The sequence below is a fragment of the Mesorhizobium sp. WSM4814 genome (genome assembly GCF_055811595.1).
Window position 1 is genome coordinate 76,151 of sequence record NZ_JBVVQT010000018.1, and the last position, 19,451, is coordinate 95,601.

Annotated in this window: 17 protein-coding genes; 12 read left to right on the plus strand and 5 right to left on the minus strand. The window is 63.0% G+C overall.

Annotated elements, in window-relative coordinates:
- Nucleotides 1-40: 40 nt before the first annotated feature.
- Nucleotides 41-436 (plus strand): hypothetical protein, encoded by a 396-nt coding sequence (locus AC0L2V_RS23600; protein ID WP_473476415.1) that lies wholly within the window; start codon nucleotides 41-43, stop codon nucleotides 434-436.
- 17 nt (nucleotides 437-453) lie between these two features.
- Here AC0L2V_RS23600 and AC0L2V_RS23605 read toward each other — a convergent pair whose 3' ends face one another.
- Nucleotides 454-1,227, minus strand: a complete 774-nt coding sequence (locus AC0L2V_RS23605; protein WP_473521345.1) for a gamma-glutamyl-gamma-aminobutyrate hydrolase family protein — start codon at nucleotides 1,225-1,227, stop codon at nucleotides 454-456.
- 292 nt (nucleotides 1,228-1,519) lie between these two features.
- Between AC0L2V_RS23605 and AC0L2V_RS23610 the strand changes: the two genes are divergently transcribed.
- Entirely contained in the window at nucleotides 1,520-2,629 is a 1,110-nt protein-coding gene (locus AC0L2V_RS23610) for a TRAP transporter substrate-binding protein (protein WP_023796809.1), read from the plus strand.
- A gap of 61 nt (nucleotides 2,630-2,690) precedes the next feature.
- On the opposite strand, the gene AC0L2V_RS23615 is transcribed toward AC0L2V_RS23610, so the two are convergent.
- From AC0L2V_RS23615 to AC0L2V_RS23630, 4 genes are all read right to left on the minus strand, one after another.
- On the minus strand, nucleotides 2,691-3,713 hold the full coding sequence (locus AC0L2V_RS23615; protein ID WP_473476408.1) for a zinc-dependent alcohol dehydrogenase family protein: 1,023 nt from the start codon (nucleotides 3,711-3,713) through the stop codon (nucleotides 2,691-2,693).
- A gap of 19 nt (nucleotides 3,714-3,732) precedes the next feature.
- The gene (locus tag AC0L2V_RS23620) at nucleotides 3,733-5,505 is read right to left on the minus strand and encodes a TRAP transporter large permease (protein ID WP_473521346.1); all 1,773 of its coding nucleotides are present in this window, start codon (nucleotides 5,503-5,505) and stop codon (nucleotides 3,733-3,735) included.
- A complete protein-coding gene (locus AC0L2V_RS23625) occupies nucleotides 5,502-6,086 on the minus strand; it encodes a TRAP transporter small permease subunit (RefSeq protein WP_287239047.1) in 585 nt (194 codons plus the stop codon). Before AC0L2V_RS23625 ends, AC0L2V_RS23620 begins: the two co-directional genes overlap by 4 nt.
- A 270-nt stretch (nucleotides 6,087-6,356) precedes the next feature.
- Nucleotides 6,357-7,262, minus strand: coding sequence for a branched-chain amino acid ABC transporter permease (locus tag AC0L2V_RS23630; protein WP_473521347.1), 906 nt, complete (start codon nucleotides 7,260-7,262; stop codon nucleotides 6,357-6,359).
- 100 nt (nucleotides 7,263-7,362) lie between these two features.
- Here AC0L2V_RS23630 and AC0L2V_RS23635 point away from each other — a divergent pair, with 100 nt between their 5' ends.
- The 10 genes from AC0L2V_RS23635 to AC0L2V_RS23680 all read left to right on the plus strand — a co-directional run bounded on the left by AC0L2V_RS23635 (nucleotide 7,363) and on the right by AC0L2V_RS23680 (nucleotide 19,439).
- The gene (locus AC0L2V_RS23635) at nucleotides 7,363-7,971 is read left to right on the plus strand and encodes a CGNR zinc finger domain-containing protein (RefSeq protein ID WP_473521348.1); all 609 of its coding nucleotides are present in this window, start codon (nucleotides 7,363-7,365) and stop codon (nucleotides 7,969-7,971) included.
- The gene (locus AC0L2V_RS23640; protein ID WP_473521349.1) at nucleotides 7,964-8,503 is read left to right on the plus strand and encodes a hypothetical protein; all 540 of its coding nucleotides are present in this window, start codon (nucleotides 7,964-7,966) and stop codon (nucleotides 8,501-8,503) included. The genes AC0L2V_RS23635 and AC0L2V_RS23640 overlap by 8 nt, the downstream gene beginning before the upstream one ends.
- A 220-nt stretch (nucleotides 8,504-8,723) precedes the next feature.
- Nucleotides 8,724-12,203 (plus strand): indolepyruvate ferredoxin oxidoreductase family protein, encoded by a 3,480-nt coding sequence (locus AC0L2V_RS23645; RefSeq protein WP_473521350.1) that lies wholly within the window; start codon nucleotides 8,724-8,726, stop codon nucleotides 12,201-12,203.
- A gap of 112 nt (nucleotides 12,204-12,315) precedes the next feature.
- Nucleotides 12,316-14,625, plus strand: coding sequence for a putative bifunctional diguanylate cyclase/phosphodiesterase (locus AC0L2V_RS23650; protein ID WP_473521351.1), 2,310 nt, complete (start codon nucleotides 12,316-12,318; stop codon nucleotides 14,623-14,625).
- A gap of 154 nt (nucleotides 14,626-14,779) precedes the next feature.
- Complete coding sequence (locus AC0L2V_RS23655) at nucleotides 14,780-15,550, plus strand: N-acyl amino acid synthase FeeM domain-containing protein (RefSeq protein WP_236473769.1); 771 nt, start codon at nucleotides 14,780-14,782, stop codon at nucleotides 15,548-15,550.
- Between the two features lie 128 nt (nucleotides 15,551-15,678).
- Nucleotides 15,679-15,828, plus strand: a complete 150-nt coding sequence (locus AC0L2V_RS23660; protein ID WP_023796799.1) for a DUF3096 domain-containing protein — start codon at nucleotides 15,679-15,681, stop codon at nucleotides 15,826-15,828.
- 199 nt (nucleotides 15,829-16,027) lie between these two features.
- Nucleotides 16,028-16,252 carry an aa3-type cytochrome c oxidase subunit IV gene (locus AC0L2V_RS23665; protein WP_023796798.1) on the plus strand — a complete coding sequence of 75 codons (225 nt, stop codon included), beginning with the start codon at nucleotides 16,028-16,030 and terminating at the stop codon, nucleotides 16,250-16,252.
- An 86-nt stretch (nucleotides 16,253-16,338) separates the two neighbouring features.
- Nucleotides 16,339-17,610: a Re/Si-specific NAD(P)(+) transhydrogenase subunit alpha gene (locus AC0L2V_RS23670; RefSeq protein ID WP_287363622.1), complete on the plus strand. Its 1,272-nt coding sequence runs from the start codon at nucleotides 16,339-16,341 to the stop codon at nucleotides 17,608-17,610.
- Nucleotides 17,610-18,035 (plus strand): NAD(P) transhydrogenase subunit alpha part 2, encoded by a 426-nt coding sequence (locus tag AC0L2V_RS23675; RefSeq protein WP_029347614.1) that lies wholly within the window; start codon nucleotides 17,610-17,612, stop codon nucleotides 18,033-18,035. Before AC0L2V_RS23670 ends, AC0L2V_RS23675 begins: the two co-directional genes overlap by 1 nt.
- A gap of 6 nt (nucleotides 18,036-18,041) precedes the next feature.
- A complete protein-coding gene (locus AC0L2V_RS23680) occupies nucleotides 18,042-19,439 on the plus strand; it encodes an NAD(P)(+) transhydrogenase (Re/Si-specific) subunit beta (RefSeq protein ID WP_473521352.1) in 1,398 nt (465 codons plus the stop codon).
- Nucleotides 19,440-19,451: the final 12 nt, after the last annotated feature.

Here is a 19,451-nt window from a genome sequence, read left to right on the forward strand (position 1 = left end):
AAATCATCTTTATCTATCGCCAAACACCCGGAGAACGCAGATGAAAGCACTTGCTGCATTGATAGCGGTGGTCGCGCTGTTCGGCAGCGTTCAGCTCTTTCACAGCGGCCGAGGCGAAGGCCGCACAGCCGATGAGTCAGCGCAGTCGCCCGGCGACTACCGGCTGGTGGCCAATGGCGACGAAGCGTCCTGCGCGGTCAAGCGCGGCACTGAGGTTGCGCATGGCCTGTCGTTGTTGACGGTCACTGCGAATTGCCACCGTGTCTTGCCCGGCATCGAGCGCGCGAAATTCTGGCGTGAGCAGGATGACGGCACGGTCACCTTCAGCGCGAACGGCATCGACCCGATCGTCACTTTCGGCGTCGCCGACGGCGACGGGTATGAATCCTACGCACCAGCCCTGCCGCTGCTGTCGCTGGCGGCCGGCAGCGATTGACGTTGACGTCCGACGAACTATTCCGCGGCGGCCCACGCGCCGGATTTCGCCGCGGCGTGCAGGCGCACCGCGTCGCCGAAGGCGCGGAATATCCTTGCTGAGACGCTGTCCGACTTGACCCAGTATTCGGGATGCCACTGGACGCCGACGGCGAAAGCGCGGGCGTCGCGCACCGAAGCCGCCTCGACCGTGCCGTCGCTGGCGACCGCCTCTATCTGCAGCTTCGGGCCGAGCCGGTCGATGGCCTGGCGGTGCACCGAATTGACCATGATGTCGCCTGCCCCGAACACGTCGGCGAGGCAGCTTCCGGGCTTGATCGAAATGGTCTGGCGGATGGCGAAGCGTTCGTCTTGATTGTCGCTCGCCGGTGCCCGATGGTCCAGCGATCCCTCGCGCTCCTGGATTTCTGTGGTCAGCGTGCCGCCCAGCGCCACATTCATCTCCTGGATGCCGCGGCAGATGGCGAGCAGCGGCACGCCGCGCTCCACTGCCTTGCGGATCAGCGGCAGCGTCGTGGCGTCGCGGGCAGGATCGTAGGGGCCGTTGGCTTCGCTGGCATCGCCGCCATAGAGCGAGGGATGAACATTGGACTTCGAGCCGGTGATCATGACGCCGTCGACCGATGACAGGAGCTCATCGAAATCGAGCCGGTCGCCGAAGGACGGCACCAGCACCGGGAACACGCCGGCCGCCGAAAGCGCCGCCTCCAGATATTGCTGCGGAGCGGCATGCCAGGTGTAGTTGTCGAACTGGCGGACATCGGTTGATATGGCGACTAGCGGCTGCTGCATTTTTTTGATCCGGGTCCATTCAGTGCAAGGATATGTTCTGCCTTTTAAAATAGGCGATCCGACGGCGCTTTGCCATGACAAGTTCGGCATCTCGCATGAGCCACGGAAAGGGCGTTAGACTTAAGTTGCAGGAGGCGTGTTCGCGCCCGCGTATTTCGCGAAAACGCCGCCGGCAAAACCGGCTCCCATGGCTGGACTCGACTTCTTGCCCGTGTATTGTTTGCCGCGAAGCCGATCCGGGGCACAGAGCATCTCCCGAACGTCGGTCTGTTGATCCAATAGGGAGGACTTCATGGATCGTCGATCATTCATCCGCAAGGCCGGCGTCACCAGTGTCGGCGCTGCGGCGGCTACGGCGGCGCTTGCCGCGCCGGCTATCGCCCAAACCAACCCGAAAGTGACATGGCGCCTGGCGTCGTCCTTCCCGAAGTCTCTCGATACGATCTATGGCGGCGCCGAGGTCTTTTCCAGGATGCTCTCGGAGGCGACCGACGGCAACTTCCAGGTGCAGGTCTTCGCTGCCGGTGAACTGGTGCCCGGCCTGCAGGCCGCGGACGCCACCACCGCCGGCACCGTCGAGGCCTGCCATACGGTGGCATATTATTATTGGGGCAAGGACCCGACATGGGCACTAGGTGCCGCGGTTCCGTTCTCGCTCAACGCGCGCGGCATCAATGCCTGGCATTACCACGGCGGCGGCATCGACCTGTTCAACGAGTTTCTCGCCACGCAGGGCCTTTTTGGCCTGCCTGGCGGCAATACGGGCGTGCAGATGGGCGGCTGGTTCCGCAAGGAGATCAACACCGTCGCCGACCTTTCGGGCCTCAAGATGCGCATCGGTGGCTTTGCCGGCAAAGTGGTGGAAAGGCTCGGCGTCGTGCCGCAGCAGATCGCCGGCGGCGACATCTATCCGGCGCTGGAAAAAGGCACCATCGACGCTGCCGAATGGGTCGGCCCTTATGACGATGAGAAGCTCGGCTTCTACAAGGTCGCGCCCAATTACTATTATCCCGGCTGGTGGGAAGGCGGGCCGACCGTCCATCTGATGTTCAACAAGGCGAAATACGAGGAGCTTTCGCCGGCCTACAAGGCGCTGGTGCGCACCGCCGCGCAGGCCGCCGACGCCAACATGCTGCAGAAATACGACTTTCTGAATCCGGCGGCCGTGAGGCGACTGGTGTCCGCGGGCGCCAAATTGCGCCCGTTCAGCCCGGAAATCCTGGCAGCCTGCTCCGAAAAGGCAAACGAGGTCTATGCCGAGATGGAAGCCTCGAACGCGCCGTTCAAGAAGATATGGGACTCGATCAAGGCGTTCCGCAAGGAGCACTATCTCTGGGCGCAGGTGGCCGAGTACAACTACGACACCTTCATGATGGTCCAGCAGCGCAGCGGCAAACTCTGACAACAGTTTCGGCGCCACGCGTTCTTCGGACGCGTGACGCCGAAGCGATTCTATTTTCTGATCAGCCCGGTACCACCAGCACCTTGACCTCGCCTGGCGCAGGCGGATTGGCGATCACCGCAGCCGCATCCTCAAGCGTCACCTGCCGGGAGATGAGCTTGTCGATCTCGATCGCACCCGAGGCGATGAGATCGGCAGCCCGGCGATGCGTAAACGGATTGAGGAACGACCCCAGCACCCTCAATTCCCGGAACAACAGGTCGAAAGGCTCGAATTCGGCCTTCATGCCTTGAGGCATCACGCCGACGACGACAACCGTGCCACCGGCCCTGGCGAGCCGCATCGATTGCTCGACCGTGTCCCTTACGCCGGCACATTCGAACACCACATCGACACCACCCGGCAGGAGGCCCGACGGACCGACGACCGTGTCGATGATGTCGCAAGCGGTTGGATCGACCGTCGCTGTTGCGCCCAATTCTTCTGCAAGGGCACGCCGCGAGGCCTGGCGCGTCGACAGGATGATTGTCGTCGCGCCGGCAAGCCTCGCCAGTTGCACGGTGAGCAGGCCGATCACGCCGCCGCCAAGCACGGCGACCGAGGAGCCGGGTCTGATCTGCGCCAGGTCCACGCCATGCAGGCAGCAGCCAAGCGGCTCGCAGAACGCGCCATGCGTCGGCCTCAGGTCTTTCGGGAGGAGGAAGGCCTGCTTGTGAGGCAGCACGACATATTCGGCGAAGCCGCCGTCGCGGCGGATTCCGACGGCAACCAGATTATGGCACAGATTGATGCGACCGGCGTGGCAGTGCGGACAGTGCCCGCAGGCGATGTTGGGATCGCCGGTGACGCGATCGCCGACCGAAAAGCCGGACACGGCGGTTCCAATCGCCTCGACGATCCCGGAGAATTCATGTCCGAGCGTCACCGGCGGCGTACAGGGAAATTCGCCATGGAAAAGATGCCGGTCAGTGCCGCAGACGCCGCATGCCTCGATCCGCACCAGGAGATCGTCCGGCCCGGCCACGGGCTTGTCGACCTCCCGAAGGGCGATGCTGCCGACGCCCTCCAGCCGCACCGCTTTCATGTCTGTAGAGCCTCCGGCGTCAATTGAAACTCGGTGGTTTGGAAAGATCGGGCGCTGGCGCTGCCGGCTTGGCAGCCGGCGTTTCACCGAAATTCGGCGGCTGCGACAGATCCGGTGCAGGCGCAGTCGGCGCCGTGCCGCCATCCGCAGGCGGAACGCCGAGCGGCGACAGGCTCGGCGTTTCCGGCACCTGGTAGTCGATCGTGCCCGGGTCCGCTGCCGTGCCCTTGTAGTGCATCACCATTTGCGGGAAGGCGATGGTCAAGCCGATCATGATGACCTGGATGCACACGAAGGGCACCGCCCCCCAATAGATCTGGCCGGTGGTTACCGGCGCGATCTTTTTGCCGGTGAGGCGATCGAGATAGGGCACCCGGGCGGCGACCGAACGCAGGTAGAACAGCGCGAAGCCGAAGGGCGGGTGCATGAAGCTGGTCTGCATGTTGACGCCGAGCAACACGCCGAACCAGATCAGGTCGATGCCGAGCTTGTCGGCGGCCGGCGCCAAAAGCGGCACGATGATGAAGGCGAGCTCGAAGAAATCGAGGAAGAAGGCGAGCAGGAAGACGAGGATGTTGACGCCGATCAGGAAGCCGATCTCGCCGCCCGGCAGCGATGTCAGGAGGTGTTCGACCCAGATATGGCCGTTGACGCCGTAGAAAGTGAGCGAGAACACGCGCGCGCCGATCAGGATGAACAGCACGAAGGACGACAGCCGCGTCGTCGACGCCAGCGCCTGCTTGATCACATCCAGCGACAGCCGCCCCTTCATCGCCGCCATGATCAGCGCGCCGACAGCGCCCATGGCGCCGCCTTCGGTCGGCGTGGCGATGCCGAGGAAGATGGTGCCTAGCACCAGGAAGATCAGCGCCAGTGGCGGGATCAGCACGATGATCACCTGCTGCGCCAGCCGCGACATCATGTTGATCTTCAGGCGCTGGTCGGCGATTGCCACGACATAGATGAGGATCACACCGATGGTGGCGCCGAGGATGTCGGCGTTTTGGCCCTGCGAGGGCGCCAGATAGCGATACGCCGCGTAGGAAACCACGACTGTCGCCAGCAGCGCGAACAGCAGCGACAGGACACCGTGGCCGAGGGTGCGGGCCTCCAGCGGCAGCGCCGGCATCGAGTTCGGCCGAATGATCGACATGATCACGATATACATCGTATAAAGGCCGGTCAGAACCATCCCCGGGATCAGCGCACCCGCATACATGTCGCCGACCGAGCGGCCGAGCTGGTCGGCCAGAACGATCAGCACCAGCGACGGCGGAATGATCTGGGCGAGCGTGCCCGACGCGGCGATGACGCCGGATGCCACACGGCGGTCATAGCCGTAGCGCAGCATGATCGGCAGCGAGATCAGGCCCATGGCGATGACGGAGGCAGCCACCACGCCCGTGGTGGCGGCAAGCAGCGCGCCGACGAAGATCACGGCATAGGCGAGGCCGCCGCGGATCGGTCCGAACAATTGGCCGATCGTGTCGAGAAGGTCCTCGGCCATGCCCGATCGTTCGAGCACGATGCCCATGAAAGTGAAGAACGGGATGGCCAGCAGCGTATCGTTCGACATTACCCGGCTGCCGTAGAAATTATCCGGCAGCGCGTGCAGCAGCGGCCAGGCGAGATTGATCGATCCGCCCGAATAGGGTGACAGCACAACACCGATGAAGAAGAACAGCAGGCCGTTGGCGGCGAGTGAGAAGGCGACCGGGTAGCCGATCAGCAGGAAGATGACCAGCGAGGCGAACATGATCGGCGCCATGTTCTGGGCGATGAACTCGATCACGAGCGCACCTCTTCGGCAAGCGCCTTGGCTTCGAGCTCGGCCTGTTCATGCACCGATATGAACGGTGTGGGATCGTCCATGTCGCCGCGCATGATGGCGATCTTCTTGATGATCTCCGAGATGCCCTGCAGCGCGAGCAGGAAAAAGCCGGCCAGCAGAATCGCCTTCGCCGGCCAGATGATCAGCCCGCCGGAATTGTTCGACATTTCGCCGCTGTGAAACGACAGTGACACATAGGGGACGAAATAGATCACCATCAGCGTCACGAACGGCATCAGGAAGAAGAGATGGCCGAAAAGGTCGATCCAGTGCTGCACGCGGCGCGAGAACATGCCGTAGACGATGTCGATGCGGATATGGTCGTTCTGCTTAAGCGTGTAGGCAGCGGCCAGCATGAAGGCGGCGCCGAACAAATACCACTGCAATTCCAGCCACGCGTTCGACGACATGTCGAACGTCTTTCGGATGACTGCATTGGCGGCACTGACCAGGATTGCCAGCAGGATCAGCCACGACACCCATTTGCCGATGAACTCGTTCACACGGTCAATCGTTCTGGATAGAGTGAGAAGCCCTGCCATACATTCCTCCCTTTACGCTTCGGCGAAAATCGGTGTCGATTTTCGGAAAGCACGATGCGTGACTCAAAGTATTAGCGACGCGCCGATTCCCGCTTGTTTTCCGCCGCTTCGATGTGGCCCAACGGTATGCCGTGCGTGGACCGGCGGGTCAACACAGGGCAGACCGAGTAAAACAATCTTGTGGCATGGGAAGGGGCGAAACAGCCGCGGGAGGATCATGCGCAAAAATCAAAGTGGCGTCTGCGGCTAGCGCTACCCAGGTTGGCGCAGTCAGACGATCTTGCTCTGGTCTCGCCCGGCGCCGATCAGCACCAGCATGGCGACGAGCAACAGATACATCCAGGCGTCGCGCCACTCGACCGGGAAGTAGCCGGCCCACAGCGATTCGGCCATGCCGAAAGCGGCAGCGCCAAGTGCTGCCCGCAACGGCGAGAGATAGCCGCCCACCGCCGTCACGAACAGGATTTTCAGCCCGTAGACCAGGCCGGAGCCAAAGCTGATGTTGCCATAGTAGAGGCCGGCGAGGACACCGGCCAGCGCCGCGCAAAGGCCGCCGGCGAGCACCGCGTGCCGAAACACCGCGCGCACGTCGACGCCGCACATGGCGGCGGCGTTGGGGTCGTCGGACACGGCGCGCCAGCGCCGGCCGAAACTCGAGCGGGCGAACGCCCAGGAGGCGAGCACAATGGTTGCCACGACGATCCCGCAGTCGAGCAATTGGATAAGCGTCAGGGTGGCATTGAAGTTGGCCCCGTTCGCAAAAATGATGGGCTGGGCCAGCATTGGCGGCAGCCACAAATCATGCGTGTCAGCGGCGATGCGGCTTGCCTCCGACAGCAGCAGCAATATGCCCAGCGTCGTCACCACGATCGCCTTGGGCGTGCGATCGGCCAGCGGCTCGAAGATGCTGCGCGACAGGACATGGCTGATCAGCCCCGCATACAGGAACGCCGCGACAATACCGAGCGCGACGGCCGCGAACAGGGTCAGCCACAGGGCCTGATAGCCGAAGGCCGCGGTGAGGATCATCGTCTGTCCGCAAAAGGCGAACAGCGCCCCATAGGCGAGGTTCGTCCGGTGCAGGATGCCGTTGGTCAGCACATAGCCGAAGGCGAGCAGGGCATAGAGCGCGCCGGAATGCAGCCCGTTCAGCACCTGCTGGAAGAAATAGAGCATGCCAATGTCCTTGGATCGCGGAGAACCGCGTCCGTGCGGAGCAGATTTGCATCGGCAATCTAACTTGTCAAACGCAGCTTATCGGTTAGAAATGGCGCCCATGACGGTTTCCTGGATCCCGCACCGCTTCACTGGCGGCCTTCTTGCGCTCGACACGGCGAACACCGTCGTGCTGCGCGGCGATCCCCGGAGAACCTTCGACCGGTTCAAGGATCCGGCAGAGATCGCCCGTTTCGCCGACGCGGCGAGCGTCTTTCGCGCCGCCGAGCTTGGCGGCAGGCGGCTCGAAGCGCCGTTCCCGGACAAGATCGCGCCGGTCGTGCTGGCGATCCGCGAGACGACCGACCGGCTGTTTCGTCGTGCGGTGTCGAAGGGCGCGGTCACTACAGGCGATCTGCCTGGCTTCCTGAAGGCCTGCGCCGACGGTCTCGCGGACGGCCGCACCGAGATCGGTGCGCCGGGACGGCCGTTCGGCGAGCCGGCGACGCCCATCGCCTTCGAGGCGGCACTGGCGGTTTCCGCACTGTCGCTGCTGCAGGCTGACACCGTCGCAAGGCTGAGGATCTGCCCCAATTGCAGCTGGTTGTTTCTCGACCGAAGCCGCAATTCCAGCCGTCGTTGGTGCGACATGGCGGTGTGCGGCAACCGCCAGAAGGCAAGTCGCCACTATCGCCGCCGAACGGCAGCCGAAGGGACCGCCAATGTCTAGGAAAATCCTGCGCCTGGCCGTTGTCGGCGCCATGCTCGTGGCAGCGGCAACGCTCGGCGCCTGCCGCGATACCGGCAAGGACGGCGAAGGCAGATTGTTCGAGATTTCCGGCAGGCTGGTCGTCTTCAATTATCGCCTCGCAAGGGCAACCTTTGTCGTCACGTTGAGGCCGCTGCAGCCTATGGACGAAGGACAGGTTGCCGTTGCCAGCTTCCAGAACCCAGCAGGCGGCGAGCCGCTGATCGTCGAACAGAAAATCTGGCCGAAGCTCGGCAAGGTGTCGCTGGAGAGCCCGGCGCTTTCCTGCATCGCTAAGGACAGGCCCTATGCGATATCGATCAGCATCAAGGATACCCAAGGTGCAGTCCTCCAGAAGATCGACACCACGCTGATGTCGACTCAGGACCAATCGGTCCTGCCCGACCGGCCGCTTGTCATCGATCAGCTCTATACGCCCAATCCAGAGCTTGCCGGTCATCCGGACGGCAAGCTGCCGGGCGCGCCCAAGCCCGACTGCTCGAAGGCCGGCTGACGCAACATCGCCGGTATCGGTCGCGGCCGGAATTTTCTTGGCGCTGACGGACCAATTGGTGAGCGTTTCTTACAGCATCGGGCGTGGACCGGATCGTTTGTTGCGCTTCGCCTGGCATCTTCGATTTTGTTTGACCTGCCCGGCAAGGGGAGAAACACTGCAGCCTCCAACTCCGACGTTGGCTGCGCTCGAACTGCGGCCTCCGCAGAGGAAATGCCTGATGACGCTGCATGATGTCGCGCTCGACGACAAGTTCGACCTGAGAAAGGAGCGCATCTTCCTTTCCGGCGCGCAGGCGGTCATCCGCATGCTTTTGATGCAGCGCGAGCGCGACCGCCAGGCTGGCCTGAACACCGCTGGCTTCGTCTCCGGCTATCGCGGCTCGCCGCTCGGCGGCCTCGACATGCAGCTTTGGAAGGCCAGGAAGCAGCTCGCCCAGTCGGACATCGTCTTCCAGCCCGGCCTCAACGAGGAACTCGCGGCCACCGCCTGCTGGGGATCGCAGCAGGCCGAATTGCTGGGCGAGGGGACGCATGACGGCGTCTTTTCGGTCTGGTACGGCAAGGGACCGGGCGTCGACCGCTCCGGCGACGTCTTCCGCCATGCCAATCTTGCCGGCTCGTCAAGACATGGCGGCGTGCTCGCCCTGATGGGCGACGACCACATGGCCGAATCCTCGACCAACGCGCACGCGACCGAGTTCCTGTTTGTCGACACCATGGTGCCGATCCTCAATCCGGCCGGGGTCCAGGAGATCATCGACTATGGGCTCTATGGCATTGCCATGTCGCGCTTCGCCGGCACCTGGGCGGCGATCAAATGCGTCAAGGACAACATCGAATCGACGGCTTCGGTCGATGCCGCGCTCGAACGGCTTGATATCGTCGTCCCGGACTTCGAGATGCCGCCCGGCGGCCTCAACATCCGCAACGAGATCGACATGCTCGGCCAGGAGGAGCGACTGCATGAATACAAGCGCGCCGCTGCTTCAGCCTTTATCCACGCCAACAGGCTGAACCGGATTGTCTATTCCGGCGGCAGTGGCCCGAAGCTTGGCATCGTCACCGTCGGTAAGAGCTATCTCGACGTACGCCAGGCGCTGGAAGACATCGGTGTCGATGAGGCCGCCGCCAACCGCATCGGCATCAGACTGTTCAAGGTTGGCTGCCCGTGGCCGCTCGACCTGCAGCACATCGCCGACTTCGCTCGCGGACTCGACACCATCGTCGTCGTCGAGGAGAAACGCTCGCTGATCGAGGTGCAACTGCGCGAGAACCTTTACGGCACGGCCATGCTGCCGATCATCGTCGGCAAGAAGGACGAGCGCGGCGACGGGCTGTTCCCTGCCAAGGGCGCGCTCGATCCCAACGACATCGCCATCGCGCTCGGCGAGAGAATCTTGCGGACGATCGGTCCGTCGGACGAGATCGCCGCGCGGGTGGCGAGACTTCGCCAGTTCCAGGCGATGCTCGCCGAGACAACAGACATCGCCTCGCGCACGCCCTTCTTCTGCTCCGGCTGCCCGCACAATTCCTCGACCAAGGTGCCCGACGGCTCGCTCGCCGCCGCTGGCATCGGCTGCCATTTCATGGCGCTGTGGATGGATCGCGACACCGTAGGTTTCACCGCCATGGGCGGTGAGGGTGCGCAATGGGTCGGCCAGGCGCCGTTCTCGAAGCGCGACCACATCTTCCAGAATCTCGGCGACGGCACCTACAACCACTCCGGCGCGCTGGCGATCCGCTTCGCGCTGTCGACCGACGCCAACATCACCTACAAGATCCTCTACAACGACGCCGTCGCCATGACCGGCGGCCAGCCGCACGAGGGTGGCCTGACCGTGGACATGATTGCCAGGCAGGTGCGGGCCGAGGGCGTCGGGCGGATCGCCATCGTCACCGACGAGCCGGCCAAATATACCGGCAAGGTCGAATTCCCCGCCGGCGCCACCATCCATCACCGCGACGACCTCGACCTCGTGCAGCGCGAATTGCGCGCGGTCAGAGGCACATCCGTGCTGATCTACGACCAGACCTGCGCCGCCGAAAAGCGCCGCCGCCGCAAGCGCGGCACCTTCCCCGATCCCGACAAGCGCGTCTTCATCAACGAACTGGTCTGCGAAGGCTGCGGCGATTGTGGGGTGCAGTCGAATTGTGTGTCGATCCAGCCGGTCGAGACCGAATTCGGCCGCAAGCGCAAGATCGATCAGTCGAGCTGCAACAAGGATTTCTCCTGCATCAACGGCTTCTGTCCGTCCTTCGTCACCGTGCATGGCGCCAAGATCAGGAAGGCCGAGGGTATGGCCGGCACCACCGATCCGCTCGACGGCGTTCCCACACCCGCGGAATTCCCTCTCGGTGACCAAGGCTGGGCGGCGATCATCGACGGCGTCGGCGGCACCGGCGTCGTCACCATCGGCGCGGTGCTTGGCATGGCGGCTCATCTCGAAGACAAAGGCTGCGGCATGATCGACATGGCCGGCCTTGCCCAGAAGGGCGGCTCGGTGTTCACCCATGTCCGCATCGCGCGCAGCCCAGGCGATATCCATGCCATCCGCGTTTCGGCCGGCAAGGCAGACCTTGTGCTTGGCTGCGACCTCGTCGTGTCGGGCGCCCAAAAGGTGCTCGCCGCGGTGCGCGAAGGCCACACGATCTTCCTCGCCAACACCGCGGAGATCATGCCCGGCGAGTTTACCCGGTCGGCCGATTTCTCGCTGCCGGTTGAGCGGCTGAAAAAGGCGATCCGCACTGCCGCCGGCGACGACAAGGCGCATTTTTTTGATGCCACCCGCACCGCCACCGCGCTGTTCGGCAGCTCGCTCGGCGCCAACATGTTCATGCTCGGCTTCGCCTTTCAGCACGGCGGCTTGCCGCTGTCTGCCGAGGCAGTCGAAAAGGCGATCGAGCTCAACGGCCAGTCGGTGGCGATGAACGTCTCAGCCTTCCGCTGGGGCCGCCGCGCTGCCCACCAGCCGGATTTCGTGCGCACCCTCGTCGTCCAGCCGGGCGCGGCTGCACAGAACACTGCTGTCGCCGAAACGCTCGATGACGTCATCACCCGCCGCGTCGCCTTCCTCACCGCCTATCAGAACGTCGCCTATGGCAAGCGCTATGCCGACAGAGTGGCCGTGCTGCGCAAGGCCGAAGCCAGCGTGGCGCCCGGTTCGACTGATGTGACCGAGGCCGCCGCGAGGAACCTGTTCAAGCTGATGGCGATCAAGGACGAATACGAGGTGGCAAGGCTCTACACCGATGGCTCCTTTGCCGCTGAACTGGGCAAGCAGTTCCAGAGCTACGACAAACTCGAATTCCATCTCGCCCCGCCGATCGGGGCCAGGCGCGGCAAGGACGGCAAGCCGAGGAAGTCGAGCTTCGGTCCCTGGATGATGAAGGGGTTCCGCCTGCTGGCAGCGATGAAAGGCTTGCGCGGCACGGTCTTTGATGTGTTCGGCTACAGCTTCGAAAGGCGTATGGAACGGCAGCTTCTTGCGCAGTACGAGGCCGACCTGGAGCTTGTCGCCGGCGCGCTGGCGCCAGGCAAGGTCGAGGCCGCGGCAGCGCTTGCCTCGGTGCCGGCACTCATTCGCGGCTATGGTCACGTCAGGCGGGCCAGCGCCGAAAAGGCCGCTGGCGAGCGCCTGAGGCTGCTCGATCGCCTGGCGAAGACAGCGGCTCGGCCGGAACTCCAGGCCGCCGAGTGAATGCCTTATCTGAAGAAACTCAACAGGCTTGACGCGGGCCCCGAGATGGCCCCTCTAAACCTTTCTTAATGCGGTTATGACATGACTGCGGTTCGCGCGACACCGCAAGGTCATGAACATAGATCGACCCGACGACATATCCGAGGACGTATACGTTGGCTTCGTTCGCTCGCTGTTTCGCGACGCGGGCATCTTGCTCGTTGGCGCCTTCACGCAAGGCGCTATGGCCCTGCTCGTGTATTGGAAAACGTCTGCGGCAATCTATCTCGCTCTCGCCATCCTGATGGTTGCCGCCAGTATCGGCCGTTATCTTGCGATCCGGAGGGTCAGTCCCGACACCATCGTCACCTACGAATCCGCGCTTGCCTGGGAACGCTACTACATTGTTGCCGGGACGATTCATGGGTCCGCGGTCGGACTTTTCGCGTTCGTATGCCTCTACGTGGTTCCGGACCTGTTTGGCGAGATTGCAGCGGTGTCGCTGGTGTTGGCAAGCACCATCACCATCGCCGGCCGCAATTTCGGCTCCCGAAAGATGGTCGCCATCCTGTCCGTGTCCGTGGTCGCGCCGATTGCGGTCGGCCTGATGCTGAAGGGCGACGTGTACAATGTAATTTTGGGCCTCTTCGTCATCCCCTTCATGTTCACCATCAACAAGATGGCGCATCTTGTGCGAAAGGTGCTGTTTACAGCAATCAGCGAAGAGAAGAAGGCGAACCGCCTCGCCCAGCGCTTCAATCGGGCGCTGAACACCATGTCGCACGGGCTTGTCATGCTCGGCCCTGATGGCCGGGTGGTGGTGGCCAATGCCGAAGCCGCGCATTTGATGTCGCTCAAGTCGCCAGACGCGCTGCTCGGGCGATCGATCCACGGCCTGCTGATGCGCGGCGTTGCCGGCGGCATGCTGGCGCCGAAGGACTGCCGCTACATCGAGGCCCAGCTCACGCGCGCCCTGCGCGAGGGCCGCGACCGCAAGGTTCTCGTCTCGCTCGCGAATGGGCAGCACTATGAGTTCTCGGCGCGTGAGGGCAGCCAGGAACTGGGCGTCATCACCTTCGAGGATGTGACGGCCCGCGTCGAGGCAGAAAGCAAGATCCGCTTCATGGCGCGCTACGACAGCCTCACCGGCCTGCCCAACCGCGCCTATTTCCACGAGTTGATCGGAGAGGCGATGGCATCCGGCGATCTCGAGCGTCTCTGCGGGCTCGCCGTGCTCGACCTCGACGACTTCAAGAACGTCAACGACACGCTTGGCCACCCGGTCGGCGACGGATTGATCTACGCCGTCGCGGAGCGGCTGGCAGCGATCGCAGGACCAGGCGTCACCGTCAGCCGTTTCGGCGGCGACGAGTTCATGATCTTTTTCGATCGCGTTGAGGATGAGAGCCACCTGACCAGCCAAATCGACGGGATTTTCGATGAACTGCAGGGCGAGGTCGACGTCGCCGGCCATGGGCTGCGCATCCAGGCCAGCGGTGGCGCGGTGCTTTCGCGGGTCAGGGACACCGATGTCGACGCCATGATCGTCAAGGCGGACCTCGCGCTCTACAAGGCCAAGGAACTCGGCAAGAACACTTGGCGGTTGTTCCAGGCCTCGATGGATGCGGCATTTCGCGATCGTCAGCTGATGAAGGCGGATCTGCGCACCGCAGTGGAAAGCAAGGCGCTGCGGGTGGTCTATCAGCCGATCGTCGCGATGAGCACGATGCGGATCGCCAGTTGCGAGGCGCTGTGTCGTTGGGATCACCCCGATCTCGGACCGATCTCGCCCAGCATCTTCATTCCGCTGGCCGAAGAAATGGGCATCATTTCCGAGATCAGCACATTTGTCCTGCAGGCGGCATGTGCCGAATGCGTCAAATGGCCCGACCCGACCAGCGTCTCGGTCAACCTTTCGGCCAAGGATTTCCGCAGCAGTGGCATCGTCCAGAAAGTCCGTGATGCGCTCGCCAACTCCGGCCTCGCCGCTGGCCGCTTGGAAATCGAGGTCACCGAGACCGCGCTTCTCGACGACAAATCGCTGACGCGTCAGTATATCGAGGAGTTGAAACGGCTTGGCGTGCGCATTGCGCTAGACGACTTCGGCACGGGCTATTCGAGCTTGAGCTATCTCCACAAGCTGCCGCTCGACAAGGTCAAGATTGACCGCTCGTTCCTGATGGACGTCACCCACAACCCGAGTTCGCTCGCGCTGTTGAAGGGCGTGGTCGAACTCATCAGAGTTCTCGGTCTCAACGTGACTATCGAGGGCGTTGAGACATACGAGCAGCTCAACATTCTGACGCATTCTATCAAACCGGATATGGTCCAGGGCTTTTTGTTTGGTTCAGCGCTGACAGCGTCCGGCATCGGAACGATGGCTACCACGGTCTGGCCATTCGCCATCGATAAAAAGCCGGCGGGCAAACGTGCGCTTAGCTGATTTCCGCGCTTCATTTTCGACCAACTTGACCAGACGTGCCGCGGCGGCAAGTTAAGGTTAATATTAGGTAAACGACTTCGATTGGATTTCCATCTTTTATGCCACGACCGCACACGATAGGTTTTCAGGGAAGATGGCAGAAGGGAATTGTATTGTGGCGGTATCCGATGGGGTTGTTCATGTGGATGACCGACCGACCGACCTCAGCGGGATGTCTTCCTTCTCGCGCAATGTTTCGACCCTTCTTGAGCGCGTGGAATACAGGCGCTGCGAAAGCGGTGAAGACATGGAGGCGATTTACCGGCTTCGCTACAAGGCTTACCGGCTGAACGGCTTTCTGCCTGAATCCAGCGACCAGATGATGATGGATGTGCTCGACGACACGCCGAACTGTTATCGCTTTGGTGTCTTCGTCGACAATTCCCTCGTGTGTACGCTCCGTCTTCATCATCTGACACCGAGCGAACCTTACGCGCCCGCAATGACCAGATTTGGCGATCTGCTTCATCCGCGGCTGCTTCGCGGCGAATCCTTCGTCAATCCGACGCTCTTGGCAGCCGACCCGGACTTCATATCGATGCATCGTGCCCTGCCTTACGTTACGTTGCGGCTAGCACTAATTGCCAGCGTCCACTTCCAGGTGACGGCCTGTCTCGGCGTGATCCGCAAGGAACACACGGCTTTCTACCAGCGGACTTTCGGTGCCGTGCAAGTGGGGCAACCGAGAGACTATCCTCCATTCACCGTTCCCGTGGTGCTCTATGACGCGAACTACGAGATCAATTTGGAGCGGGTACTCCAGCGTTTCCCATTCTTTCGGTCGACGCCGATGGAGCAGCGCATGCTGTTTGAGACACCCAGTGCCGGTGAACTCGCGCCGCTGACCATTCTGCCGACCGCCAAATACTACCGCGAAGCCGCCTGACAATTGGCAAATTGAGAGCGCGGCTGGAGCTTTCAGGCCGCTTCGGCGTTCTGGGAGGCGCGCCGGTGGTGCGCGGACGATGTCAATCTGCATCGCTTCGGCGGAAATTCTACCGAAAGGAACCCGACATGACCATTCCCACGCTCGCGCTCACTCCGTTGATCTCGCTGATTGCCGGCGTGCTGATCCTGGTGATGCCGCGACTCCTCAACTACATCGTCGCGCTCTACCTGATCGTCGTCGGCCTGCTTGGGCTGTTTCCGCAACTCGCCGGCTGAAAATGTCGGCAGGCGCGGCGCGTTAGCTGGAAAGCAAGCGCGAGGGCGGCAGCCGCGAGCGCCTCCGAAACGACATCCTGCATCTGGCGGCTCCAATTTTCTTTGAGGCTGTTGTCTCCGGCGATGCGGCAATAGCGCCATTGCCCTCGGCCTGGCTTTTCGCTATGTGCCTGAAAGATGTCTTCGAAGGGGTATTCCTATGGCTGATCACTCGCCGACCGGTCCTGTCGAACTAGGCGCGAAGATGGACTATGCCGAGCACGACCGCACCTATGCCGGCTTTATCATGCTCGCCAAATACGGGTCGCTGTTTTGCGCCGCCGTGCTTCTGGCAATGGCTTTCGGCTTCTTTGCGGGCGGCTTCTTCTCGGGCTTTGTCCTGTTCGTTCTGATCCTCGCCGTCGGCGCTTTCATTCTCCGGTAAATTCTTCAAAACCCCCTTGCCCGCGACATCGCCGGAAGTTCGGTCGGCGTCCTGCGCAGACAGGTTCCAGCCGAAAGGATCATGCGGTGGGACAGACGGTTTTCATCCCTCGTGAGCTCGATGCGAACGAGCCGCGCGTTGCTGCCTCGCCCGACACGGTGAAGCGGCTGGCGGGGCTGGGGTTTGACGTCATCGTCGAAAGCGGCGCCGGCACGGCATCGCGCATTCCCGACGAGGAGTTCGCCAAGGCCGGCGCTGCGATCGGTAAGGCCGGCGATGTCGCCAAGGCCGATGTGGTGCTGAAGGTGCGCCGGCCTGATGAGGCGGAGCTGAAGGCCTATCGCCCGGGCAGTGCCGTCATCGCCATCATCGATCCCTATGGCAACGATGCTGCCGTCGATGCTCTGGCAAGGGCCGGCGTCACCGCCTTCTCGATGGAGTTCATGCCGCGCATCACGCGCGCCCAATCGATGGATGTCCTGTCCAGCCAGGCCAACCTCGCCGGCTATCAGGCGGTGATCGACGCGGCTGCCGAATATGACCGGGCGCTGCCGATGATGATGACGGCGGCGGGCACGGTGCCGGCGGCGAAAGCTTTCGTCATGGGCGTCGGCGTCGCCGGCCTGCAGGCGATCGCTACTGCGCGTCGTCTCGGTGCCGTTGTCACCGCCACCGACGTGCGTCCCGCCGCCAAGGAACAGGTCGCCTCTCTGGGGGCAAAGTTCCTGGCGGTCGAGGATGAGGAGTTCAAGGCGGCCGAGACGGCTGGCGGCTACGCCAAGGAAATGTCCAGGGAATACCAGGCCAAGCAGGCCGCGCTGACTGCCGAGCACATCGCCAAGCAAGACATCGTCATCACCACGGCGCTGATCCCGGGCCGTCCGGCGCCGAAGCTGGTTTCGGCCGCGATGGTCGCCTCGATGAAGCCGGGCTCGGTGATCGTCGACCTGGCGGTCGAGCGCGGCGGCAATGTCGAGGGCGCCGTGCCCGGGCAGGTGGTGACCACGGCCAACGGCGTGAAAATCGTCGGCCATCTCAACGTGCCGGGCCGCGTCGCTGCCTCCGCCTCGCTGCTCTATGCCAGGAACCTCTTTGCGTTCCTCGAGACGCTGGTCGACAAGACCACCAAGACGCTTGCCATCAACCGCGACGACGAATTGGCCAAGGCGACGATGCTGACCGATGGCGGCCAGGTCGTGCATCCGGCCTTCGCCGGCAAGCCGGCGGTGATGATCGCCTCGGCCGAGCCTGCGAAGCCCGCCGCTGCAAAAAATCCAGCCCTGCCAAAGAAAGCTGCCGCATCCAGGAAAGCTGCCGCACCCAAATCGCCCGCTAATAAGTCGAAAGGGATCGCGTGATGGACCAGACCTTGCAGAAAGCCCTCGACCAGCTCGACCAGGCTACCGCCGCCGTCCGGCTCGCTGTGCAGGATCTGGCCACAGCTCCAGGCGGCACCGATGCGGCGGGCGACGCCGCGCACGCGCTGTCCGGCGGGGCGATCGATCCGTTCGTCTTCCGCTTCGCCATTTTCGTGCTGGCGATCTTTGTCGGCTATTACGTCGTCTGGTCGGTCACGCCGGCGCTGCACACGCCGCTGATGGCCGTCACCAACGCCATTTCCTCGGTCATCGTCGTCGGCGCGCTGCTTGCCGTCGGCATCTCGGCGTCCGGCATCGCCACCGGCTTCGGTTTCGTTGCGCTGATGCTGGTCTCGGTCAATATCTTCGGCGGCTTTCTCGTCACCCAGCGCATGCTGGCGATGTACAAGAAGAAGGACAAGTAGAGCGCCATGAACGCCAACTTCGCCTCCTTCCTCTATCTGGTCTCCGGCATCCTGTTCATCCTGGCATTGCGCGGCCTGTCGCACCCGACCACCAGCCGCCAGGGCAACATGTACGGCATGATCGGCATGGGCATCGCCATTGTCACCACGCTGGCGCTGGCGACCCCTTCGGCCGGAGGCTTCGGCCTCATCGTGCTCGGTCTTTTGATCGGCGGCTCGGTCGGCGCGGTCACTGCACGGCGCATCGCCATGACCTCGATGCCGCAGCTGGTCGCCGCCTTCCATTCGCTGGTTGGGCTTGCCGCCGTCATGGTGGCGGCTGCCGCCGTCTATGCGCCGGAAAGTTTTGACATCGGCACGGTCGCCGACATCCACGCCCAGGCGCTGATCGAGATGAGCATCGGCGTCGCCATCGGCGCCATCACCTTCACCGGCTCGGTCATCGCTTTCCTCAAGCTCGACGGCCGCATGTCGGGCAAGCCGATCATGATCGGCGGCCGCCACTTCATCAACGCCGCCCTCGGCATCGGGCTGGTCGTGCTGATCGTGCTGCTCGTCACCACCGAGTCCAAGCTGGTGTTCTGGCTGATCGTGGCGGCATCGCTTGTCCTTGGCGTCCTGCTCATCATCCCGATCGGCGGCGCCGACATGCCGGTGGTCGTCTCGATGCTGAATTCCTATTCAGGCTGGGCGGCTGCGGCACTCGGCTTCACGCTCGGCAATCTGGCGCTGATCATCACCGGCGCGCTGGTCGGCTCGTCCGGCGCGATCCTGTCCTACATCATGTGCAAGGGCATGAACCGGTCGTTCATCTCGGTCATCCTCGGCGGCTTCGGCGGCGAGACGTCCGCCACTGCCGACGACGGCATCGAGCGCACGGTCAAGCAGGGTTCGGCCGACGATGCCGCCTATCTGATGATGAACGCGCAGAAGGTCGTCATCGTGCCTGGTTACGGCATGGCGGTCGCCCAAGCGCAGCACGCGCTGCGTGAGATGGCCGACAAGCTCAAGGCCAATGGCGTCGACGTGAAGTACGCCATTCATCCGGTCGCCGGCCGCATGCCCGGCCACATGAACGTGCTCCTGGCCGAAGCCAACGTGCCTTACGACGAAGTGTTCGAGCTCGAGGACATCAACTCCGAATTCGCGCAGGCCGACGTCGCCTATGTCATCGGCGCCAACGACGTCACCAACCCGTCCGCCCGCGACGACAAATCGTCGCCGATCTACGGCATGCCGATCCTCGATGTCGACAAGGCTCGCACCTGTCTGTTCGTCAAGCGCTCGCTCGGCTCCGGCTATGCCGGCATCGACAACACGCTGTTCTACAAGGACGGCACCATGATGCTGCTCGGCGACGCCAAGAAGATGACCGAAGAAATCGTCAAGGCGATGGATCACTGATCCGGGTTGGCG